At 62.2% G+C, this 9,054-nt stretch carries 8 protein-coding genes; 5 read left to right on the top strand and 3 right to left on the bottom strand.

Translation table 11 applies throughout. From position 1 onward, the window contains the following. Positions 1-545 precede the first annotated feature (545 nt). Both AB1402_09535 and AB1402_09530 read right to left on the bottom strand, forming a co-directional pair. A complete protein-coding gene (locus tag AB1402_09535) occupies positions 546-830 on the bottom strand; it encodes a hypothetical protein (protein MEW6541837.1) in 285 nt (94 codons plus the stop codon). A 98-nt stretch (positions 831-928) separates the two neighbouring features. Continuing rightward, positions 929-1,789, bottom strand: a complete 861-nt coding sequence (locus tag AB1402_09530) for a hypothetical protein (GenBank protein ID MEW6541836.1) — start codon at positions 1,787-1,789, stop codon at positions 929-931. Between the two features lie 512 nt (positions 1,790-2,301). Here AB1402_09530 and AB1402_09525 point away from each other — a divergent pair. Beyond that, a complete protein-coding gene (locus tag AB1402_09525; protein ID MEW6541835.1) occupies positions 2,302-2,517 on the top strand; it encodes a type II toxin-antitoxin system HicB family antitoxin in 216 nt (71 codons plus the stop codon). Next, positions 2,510-2,731: a type II toxin-antitoxin system HicA family toxin gene (locus AB1402_09520; GenBank protein MEW6541834.1), complete on the top strand. Its 222-nt coding sequence runs from the start codon at positions 2,510-2,512 to the stop codon at positions 2,729-2,731. The genes AB1402_09525 and AB1402_09520 overlap by 8 nt, the downstream gene beginning before the upstream one ends. 76 nt (positions 2,732-2,807) lie before the next feature. On the opposite strand, the gene AB1402_09515 is transcribed toward AB1402_09520, so the two are convergent. Further along, the gene (locus AB1402_09515) at positions 2,808-3,026 is read right to left on the bottom strand and encodes a hypothetical protein (protein ID MEW6541833.1); all 219 of its coding nucleotides are present in this window, start codon (positions 3,024-3,026) and stop codon (positions 2,808-2,810) included. 388 nt (positions 3,027-3,414) lie between these two features. On the opposite strand from AB1402_09515, the gene AB1402_09510 reads away from it, so the two are divergent. The 3 genes from AB1402_09510 to AB1402_09500 all read left to right on the top strand — a co-directional run bounded on the left by AB1402_09510 (position 3,415) and on the right by AB1402_09500 (position 8,911). Continuing rightward, the gene (locus tag AB1402_09510; GenBank protein MEW6541832.1) at positions 3,415-4,839 is read left to right on the top strand and encodes a sugar transferase; all 1,425 of its coding nucleotides are present in this window, start codon (positions 3,415-3,417) and stop codon (positions 4,837-4,839) included. Positions 4,840-4,940: 101 nt separating this feature from the next. After that, on the top strand, positions 4,941-7,574 hold the full coding sequence (locus AB1402_09505; GenBank protein ID MEW6541831.1) for an O-antigen ligase family protein: 2,634 nt from the start codon (positions 4,941-4,943) through the stop codon (positions 7,572-7,574). Continuing rightward, on the top strand, positions 7,571-8,911 hold the full coding sequence (locus AB1402_09500; GenBank protein MEW6541830.1) for a Wzz/FepE/Etk N-terminal domain-containing protein: 1,341 nt from the start codon (positions 7,571-7,573) through the stop codon (positions 8,909-8,911). Before AB1402_09505 ends, AB1402_09500 begins: the two co-directional genes overlap by 4 nt. The last annotated feature ends 143 nt before the right edge of the window (positions 8,912-9,054 follow it).

The following is a 9,054-nucleotide window of genomic DNA, read 5'->3' as shown; positions in this document are numbered from 1 at the left end:
CTGATTCCGGACACCAGGATATATTATCCACAACCAGCGTCGCTACGCTCCGACCCCTGTCCGGAAACTCCGGAACGGGTGGCCGGAAAAAATCGGAACAGGCGGCCGATTTCACCGGAATCCGCAGTCGGTCCTAGAAGCTTGATCTTGGCTTGAAATACGCGAAAAGCAGGCTTCAGTCTAACCGCCTGTCGGTACCAGAAAATGAATTATCCACAAGGTATTTCCTAAAGGGGTATTGAATGTGTATACATCAGTGAGCCGAGCAATGGCGCATAAGTGTAGGTTAGCCTCTTTGGGACTGCGGTTGTGGGGTCCAGTGTCTACCATGTTTCACCAAAATGTTTTCCGGCGCGTAGAATAACCATAGGGTAGCAGGCTTTTTGTAAGGGGTCTTTTTCTGGGGAGTCCCTCACGACGATCTATCGTCGCCACCGGGGACGAGAATATCATTAAGATTCTATTTTCGAGGGAGGGGGCGAAGGCGTTGGTGGCGCCTGTGGAATTGCTTGCAGAGTCAAGGGGTGATCCAATACCGTTTAGAATTAGTGCGACACCGGTGGTATTGGCCTATTTCGCTGAAAAGGAGAAGGGCTCTCAATCATCCGGGACAAATAGGCATGGTAAAAGGACGTGCCCACATTGCTCCGGACCGAGCGGACCAGGTTGCTGGACTGGACACCTCGTTTCTTTTCAATCGCGGCTTCGAAACGGAAACAAACCACGCGTTTTGAGATTTCCGAGTCCAAAGCGTCGAGGTCCTTGTTTGCTGAAAACACGATCACCGAATGCTGCTTGGCGGTGAAGGCGTCGTTCTTAATCAATTCCACAGCCGCACGGCCTGATGCCCGCCGAAAGCCGCTACGGATAGATTCGCCGAGCCGACAATAACCCGTGTTCTCCCGTCGTCGCTTTCAGCACTAAGGACTTATTCTACCTGCCCCAAGATCCAACCTTCAGTCATTCGGACCTTATCCGGTGGGAATCCCTCAGACCGTACGCCCAATATCACATTGAGCATCCCGAATAGGCCGACCAGAGCATCAAACAGGTCGTCGCCTCCGTTCGCCGGTCCGAAACCATCCCGCATCATTAGCTCAAGCTTGGGGTCCAATCTCAGACCGTGCTGCGCCGCCCAGCTCAGTAGCGCGGGAGCCGCTCCGGCCCGCTCGGCCTGCAGACCTTTGCTTATAAGCTGGATGCCAAAGTGCGTGTAGAACTCCGCGGGGTAGGTTTCAGCGACCACTACCCGGCCGGGACGGATTAACTCCGTCAATGCTCCGTCGAACGGCCAGACCGCCAAGTCCAGTTCACCCGAGCGCAGGGCCGGCCCCAACACGTCACGCCAGCCGCTGGTCGCGGCGCGGCCCACCTGCTTCGCACCGAGGGTCCAGAACAGAGGACTTGCAGCAGGCCGCCCAGGCCGCGCCCGCTCACACTCTCTGAGTAGTTGATATATATTGTCCACACATAAACCGTCGGTCAGATGCTTTTGTTTGGCGTTCCCTGGACGGTAGGGATAGAAAGGACGCCCAAATCTAATTTCCCAGGGATGTTCCGCCAGCCGATAGAAATCTGCCCACTCATTCGCCCCCAATTGAGGCAGCACATGCACGAAGTTGTAGATACAGCAATTAGCGGCGTAAGCACACGGAACGCCGATTGGGAAATCAAACCCCGCCACCACGGCTCCGCCGCCGGCTTGCCTCGACAGTGTTTCAAGGAACGAATGCAATTCTCCCACCGGTTCAGGCGCAACTGCGAAATAGCTGCCGTCTCTGCCGAGCATTGCTCGGGCCATCCACCTCTTGGCCGGACTCGAACCCCAGTCTGCGTGTACAACTAGCCGTGGTCTGTGCAACACCTGGCCATCCTCCTACTCTGGGCCGTCAGATTGTCTTACCATTTTCGGCAAGTCATGCCATATTCCTGCATTGCGGCTTTTGCGGTTCTCAACCCTAACTAACAGTGAAGTTTTGGCGATAGCCGTGGCGAAGGTGGTGCGCGGGGAAGGAATCAGTGCCAAGAGGCATGCGACGCGTGCGACGTACGGGTTGATAATCAAGAGCCTCTATGGTATAATCTTACATAACGGCGCGACAGTGCGGTTTTGGGGTATACTTGCTTAAAGACCTTGCCCGCAGGGGTAGTCGAAATGGGTGTCTCAGAGGATGAACTGGATCGAATCGTGACCGGGGCTTCTTGTTGAGGAAGCACCAGAAGTATGAGGTCATGGCAGTGTGAGGGTGACTCGAGACGTAAGCGGAGATTAAAGTAACGAAATCAGGGAGGAATGGTGCAATGATATTTACAGCTATTATCGAACGTGAAGGTGACGGGTATGTGGCCTTGTGCCCGGAGCTTGATATCGTGAGCCAGGGGGACACAGTGGAACAAGCGCGGATTAATCTGCGGGAAGCGGTGGAGCTGTTCTTCGAAACGGCGTATCCCGAAGAGGTAGGGTCCCGCCTGCGTGGTGAGGTTTTTGTAACTCAGATTGAGGTGGCGCGTGGGTAAGCTGCGCGTGCTTAGCGGCAAAGAGGTGTGTGCGATTCTATCTGCACACGGTTTCATTGAAGTGCGGCGGCGAGGCAGCCATATTGTTATGCAAAAGAAACGTCTCCAGAGTTCTATAACCGTTCCGGTTCCAGACCACGATGAACTCCGCATTGGGACGCTTCAATCCATTATCAGGCAGTCAGGATTGTCTCGAGGCGTGTTCGAATCGTAAGGGCTTTGCCCTTGGGTTGTATCCAGGTTACCTCGAAGCAAACCTACTTTGAAGAAGAAAGGACCGGGTCAGGTCTTCACTTCTCTTTCCGGGGCGCGGCCGCCCGGCGGAGCATCTCCCGCCGCGCGAATCCGGGCCGGACACCCGCCAGCCGGCACAGCACCTTGAAAAGCGGCGTGTCCAGGAAGAACCGGGCGGAGAGGTACGTGCCCCGCCGGCCGCCCCCCGCTCCCCGGCAAAGATCCTGGTAAGTCTTGCGCAGCACCGCTCTGGCCAGTTCCTGGTATCCGTTCAACCCCGCCACTCCCGTGGAATGCGGCCCGGCCGACCGCCGTTTTCGAGCGGTTTGCGCAGCACCGGCCGCGGTGAAAGGGGGTCCGCGCCTGACCGGTATTGGCGTACTCCGGCCCGTTCGGCCGGCGGCGGCCCGCTCCTAGCCACAGAATACACCATGGTCCGGAAACGCCCAAAGGCAGGAAATCCCTGCCCATGTAAAATAGGTTCCCCCGGCGCGTGCTAGGGACGGGTATCTGTAAATATCAGTGGGCGGTGAAGTTTTGCCTGTGGGAAAAGACTGCAGCGCAGGAGAGAAATTTTTTCCAATTAAGCAGGGTTTTCCGTTTACGGGGTCGAATTGAATCCCAATAAAACGCCAAAATTTGCATGAATCAGGACGAATGTCAATGCGCGTAAACGGCAAAACCCCGAACCAAGTTCCCCGGCTCGCGGTGGCCTTGGGCGACGCGGGCCTGGTGCTGGCTGCCTTGTATCTGGCTTTTTTGCTGCGTTTCGGCGGGGAGTTGCCGCCGGCCAATTTTGCGGCTTTCCTGGGCTTGGCGCCCTGGGTGGCCGGGGGAGCGGCGGTGGTATTTGCCGGTCTGGGTCTTTATGACCGCCGCCGGGATGGTTTTTTGTCCACTTTGCGGACTTTGTCGGCCGGGGTGGTGCTGATCGGTCTGGTCACGGCGGCGGCCAGCTTTTGGTTTCGGGAGCCGGCTTTTCCCCGGAGCATCATTCTGATCGGCGGCGCCGTGCAACTGGTGCTTTTGGTCGGCTGGCACCGGCTGGTTTGGTGGCTGGACGGCAGATTGCACGGGCAAAGGCGGCTTCTAGTGCTGGGTGAGGCGGGCGAGACCGCAAGCTTTATGGATAAATTGCTCGACTTGCCCGGGGACCCTTTTTGCGTGGCCGAGGTGGTTCGGCCCGAGGGGGCCGGGAGGCTGGCGGCCCGCTTGGAAGGCGTGGACGGTTTGGTGGTCATGCCTTCGGTCCCCCCGAAGGCCAGGCGGGCGGCGGTGACGGCCGCCCTGGAGAAGAGACGGGACGTTTACCTGGTGCCCGACAGTTTCGAGATCCTGTTGAGTAGTGCCCGGATGAGCCGGATCGACGACCTGCCGGTTTTGCAGCTGGAGGGGGCCGGTTTTTCCTGGTTTCAATTGGCGGCCAAGCGGGCGCTGGATTTGGTGCTGGCGTTGGCGGGCTTGGTTGCCGGTCTGCCGGTACTGGTCGGCCTTGCCATTTTGATCCCGGCCACTTCAAAGGGGTCCCCTTTTTACGTGCAGGAGCGGGTCGGGCAAAACGGGCGGGTTTTTCGCCTGTACAAGCTCCGTACCATGGTGACCGGCGCCGAGGAGGGGACCGGACCGGTCCTGGCTGCCACGGATGACGCGCGCATTACACCGGTGGGCCGTTGGCTGCGGGCCACCCGTTTGGATGAGTTGCCGCAGGTCTTTAACGTGCTGAAGGGAGAGATGAGCACCGTGGGGCCGCGGCCGGAGCGGCCGGAATTTGTGGAACGGTTCAGGGCGGAAAGCCCGGCCTACCACTACCGGCACCTGGTGAAGCCGGGGCTGACCGGCCTGGCCCAGGTGCAAGGGCGTTACAGCACCTCGGCGGAGGACAAGCTGCGGTTTGACCTCTACTACATCAGGAACTACTCGCTGTTGCTCGATCTGCAGATTCTGCTGCAGACCATCCCCATAGTGTTCACCCCTGCGGCGGCGCGCGGGCAAAGCGGCGTGCCGGAACCGAACACCGGCGCCTTCCTGACCAATTGCCCCGCGAAATACGGGCAGCAACAGCTTTTGGACAAGCGGGGACAGGGGTGACGGCCGGGGCCTGCCGCAAGATATAGAGGATTTTAGAAACTGTTGTCGAACCAGGAGTCGAACCAGGAAATGTATGCCGGTTATGAGCGAGGATGAAGGCATTGGCTTTGAATAGGGCGAGCTTACCGGGCAAGACTCCGCCCATCCTCCATCTCAATCTGCGGCCTTTCTTCGTGATCGGTTTGTGGACGATCCTGTTTTCCGCGCCGTTCTTGCGCGGCCTGTTCTTTCCCCCGGAATTGTTGACGGCCCATATCCTGGTGGGCGTGGTGTTCGCCCTGTGTGTTTATGACCAGGTGCTGCGCCGGGAGGCGGATTTCCGGTTTTCCGGCCTGGAATGGGCGCTCGTAGCCCTGGCGGCGGCTTATCTATTGTCCCTGGTGACGGCGGTGCATATCCGGCCGGCGGTGGGCGAGGTCTTGAAAGTTGTCAGTTACCTGATGATCTTCTGGATCGCCTTCCGGGCGGTACGTGCGGAGCGCGACCTGGACCGGGTGCTCCTGGTGACCTACGTCGGCGCCCTGGGGGTGGCGCTCGTCGGCATTGCGGCGACCACCGGCCTGTTTGAGTTCCCCGGGGCGGTGGTGCACGGGCGCATCGCTTCCACGTTGCAGTATCCGAACACACTGGGCATCTTCCTGGCCATGCTGAGCGTGGTGGGCGTGGCTTTGAGCGTAAAGACGGACCGGCTGTGGCCGAAGCTTTTCTTCGCGGTGGGCGGCACCATCCTGGTGACGGTGATTCTGGGAACCCAGTCCCGGGGCAGTTGGGTGGTGTACCCCTTCATTTTGGGCGGTTTCGCGGCCTTGCTGCCGGAGGCCTACCGCTGGCGGGCGGCCTACCACACGCTGATCCAGGTGAGTTGCGGACTGCTGGCGGCGAGAGGCTTTTTCGACGCCCTGAAAGGCGGGGCGCCGGAGGCGGCGCTCTGGCACCTGGGTGCGGGCGCGGCGGCGGCGTGCGTGTTGCAGGCCGGCTACCACGGGCTGGGGGCCTGGCTGAACCGGGAGGCGGTGGCCGATGCCACCCGGCGGCTGGTGGCCTGGGGCGGGGTGGGTTACTGCGGTCTGGTGCTGGCCCTGTACCTGATGTATGCGGCCGCGGCCATGCCGCTGGCGGGCGGACGGGCGCTGCTGGCCGAGGACGTGTTTGTGCGGGCGGGACAGATCTCGGGCGCGGAGTTGAGCTTTACCGAGCGGATGACCATGAACCGCGACGCGCTGCGCATTGTGGGCGACTACCCGCTGACCGGGGCGGGCGGCGGGGGCTGGAACGCGCTGTACCACCAGTACCAGTCCTACCCGTACTGGACGACTGAAGCGCACAATCACCTCTTCCAGACCTGGGTGGAGGCGGGGACGGCGGGGTTCGTGGCCGTCCTGGCCCTGTGGGGTTTTTTCATCCATTGGCTGGTGCGCCTGTGGCGTTACGGGGCGCGGAACGGGATGTGGGTGTCGGCCTGGGCGGCGGCGGTGGCGGCGCTGGGCTTGGGGTTCCACAGCTTCTTCGACTTCAACCTGTCCATGGCGGCCATGGGTCTTTTGCTCTTTGCGTATCTGGGCCTGGTGCGCGCGGGGGCGGGGTTGGCCGTCGGTGCCAGGGGGACAGTCCCCCTGGGGGCCAAAGGGGACTGTCCCCCTTGGGACTCGGGGCGCGGGGGGAAGAAGGAGAAAGATCCGGAGGCCGCGCCGGGGGTTTCCGCCCGGCGGCTGGCAGTGACGGCGCTGGCCGGCACGTTGGCGGCGGCGGCGCTGGTGGTGCCGGCGTCCAGCCTTTACGCGGCGGGGCGGCTGGGGGCGGAGGGGGCTTTAGCCATGTGGCGCCAGGACCTGGATACGGCGGCGGCGCTGCTGCAGGAGGCGGCCCGGCGGGATCCGTTTACGGCCACCTATCCCGGCGACCTGGCCCAGATTTACGCGGTGCAGGCCCTGGCCGAGGACGACGCGGCGAAGCGGTACCGGGCGATCGGGTACGCGCGGCGGGCGGCGGCGTGCGAGCCGTACGGGATCAAGATCCGGAGTTCCAATCTGAACGTGTACCACATGCTGCGGGAGCCGAGACTGGTGGTCCTGGAGGCGGAGGCCCTGCCGCCGACCAACCCGCTGCACCTGCCCAATTACGAGATTTTGGGCCGGGCCTACATCGGGGCGGTGCATTACAGCATCGAGCGGGAGGAATGGGCGGCGGCCCGGGATTACGCGCAAAAAGCGCTGGACCTGCCCGGGCGGGTGGAGCGGCAGGCCGCGTTTTTGGACCGGCGGTTTGTAACCCGGTGGCGGGCGGCGGCGGAACAAAGCGCGGCTTTGAAGCTGGTGACCGGGCAGGCCCACTTTTTGCTGGGCGAGTACGGTCCGGCCGAGGAGCGTTTGCGGGCCGCGGCGGCCGATAAAAACCTGAACCGGGAAAGTGAAATCTGGCGGGCGGCGGCTTTGAGCCGGATGGGCGAAGAGGCGCCGGCGGAAGAGATATTGACCCGGCTCCGGGCGGAGGAGGAAAGGGGACAGAGCGGGGGAGGGGACAGTCCCCCTGGGGAAGGCCCTGGGGAAGGGGACAGTCCCCCTGGGGAAGGGGACAGTCCCCCTGGGGAAGGGGACAGTCCCCCTGGGGAAGGGGACAGTCCCCCAGGGGTCCAAAGGGGACAGCTCCCCTTGGGACAGTCCCCTTGGGGGAGTGTCTCCCAGGGGTTTAAGGAAGTTTTGGCCCTGCCCGTACTTCACAGGGAGGTTCGACCGTGAACGAGCAGCAAAAGAATGAGCAGCAAAGACCGGTCTTCACCGAGGACGTCATCGACCTGCGGGCCTATTTCAAGGTCCTGCACAAGTGGCGCTGGGTGATCGCGCTGGGGACTTTTCTGGCCGTGCTGACCAGCGGCATCTTGAGTTTCTTTATTCTGCAGCCGGTGTACGAGGCCAAGACGCTCTTGATGGTCGCCCAGGCGGGGGACGACCGGCAGCGGGCGGTGGAACAGGGCGGCCTGGAGGGCGTGGTGGGGACGCTCGCCCGCATGCCGGTGATGACCATGCAAACCTATCTGGGGCAGATCCAGAGCGAGGCCCTGATGGGGCGGGTGATCGAGAAGCTGGACCTGGACCGGGCGCTGTACGAGCCCAGGCACTTGCTGGGAATGGTGGAAGCCGGGGTGATCAAGGACGCCAACCTGATCGAGGTGCGGGTGCGGCACACCGACCCGGTGCTGGCGCGGGATATCGCGAACGCGATGAACGCGGAGTATCTTTCGATGTTGTCCGACAAGAACGAGGAGCAGATGGCCCGGTCGGTGGACTTCCTGGAGCGCCAGCGGGACGAGGCCCTGGCGCGGTTGGACGAGGCGCAGGAAAAGCTAAAAGGGCTCGAAGCGCAGCCGCGGAGCGTGGCCGTGTTGGATTCGGAATTCAGTCAGAAGTCGGAGGATCTGGCCCGGTACAAGTCACGGCTGAACGTGGCCGTGATCGAACAGCGGCAGGCCGGCGCCGGGGTGGCCCGGATGCAGGAGGAATTGAACGCCACGCCGCAGACCGTCAGCGTGGAACGGACCACCGACCAAGGGGTGGTGACCGCCCGGGAGCCCAACCCGGTCTACGCGGCCCTGTCCGAGCGTTTGAGCGAGCGCAAAGCCGCCCAGGCGGAGAAGGAAGCCGAGATGGAAGCGCTCGCCCAGTTGATTGCTGGCCTGGAGGGGGAGACCGGCGCGCTGTCGGCCGAACTGACGGTCAAGCGGGCCGCCCTGGACCGGCTGCGGGACGAGGTGAACCGTCTGGAGGCCACGGCGAACCTGCTGGCGGAGAAGGTGACGGAAACCCAGATTGCGCGTTCCATCGACCTGGGCCGGACCTCGGTGGTGGTGGTGTCGCCGGCGAACACGCCGACGGCGCCGGTGAAGCCGAACAAGAAATTGAACATGATGCTGGCGTTGGTGCTGGGGGTGATGGTGTTCGTGGGACTGGCCTTCGTGCTGGAGCACCTGGACTACACGATCAAGACGCCGGAGGACGTGGAGCGGCACCTGGAACTGCCGGTGCTGGGCGTGGTGCCGAAGATGGACGCGCGGTCGGCGCGGCGGGGCGCCTACTGAAAAAGGAAGTCGGAAGTCGGAGGTCGGAGGTCGGAGGAAAATGGGGACTGTCCCCCTCTCCCTCCGGGGACTGTCCCCATTTCCCCCTAGGGCCCAATGGGACTGTCTCCCTTAATAGAGGACACAACAGAGGACTAGTATAC

Source organism: Bacillota bacterium (assembly GCA_040757205.1).
In the GTDB taxonomy this organism is placed as follows: domain Bacteria; phylum Bacillota; class Desulfotomaculia; order Desulfotomaculales; family Desulforudaceae; genus Desulforudis.
The sequence above is the reverse complement of the archived record's forward strand: the minus strand, read 5'-3'. Positions and strand labels throughout refer to the sequence as shown.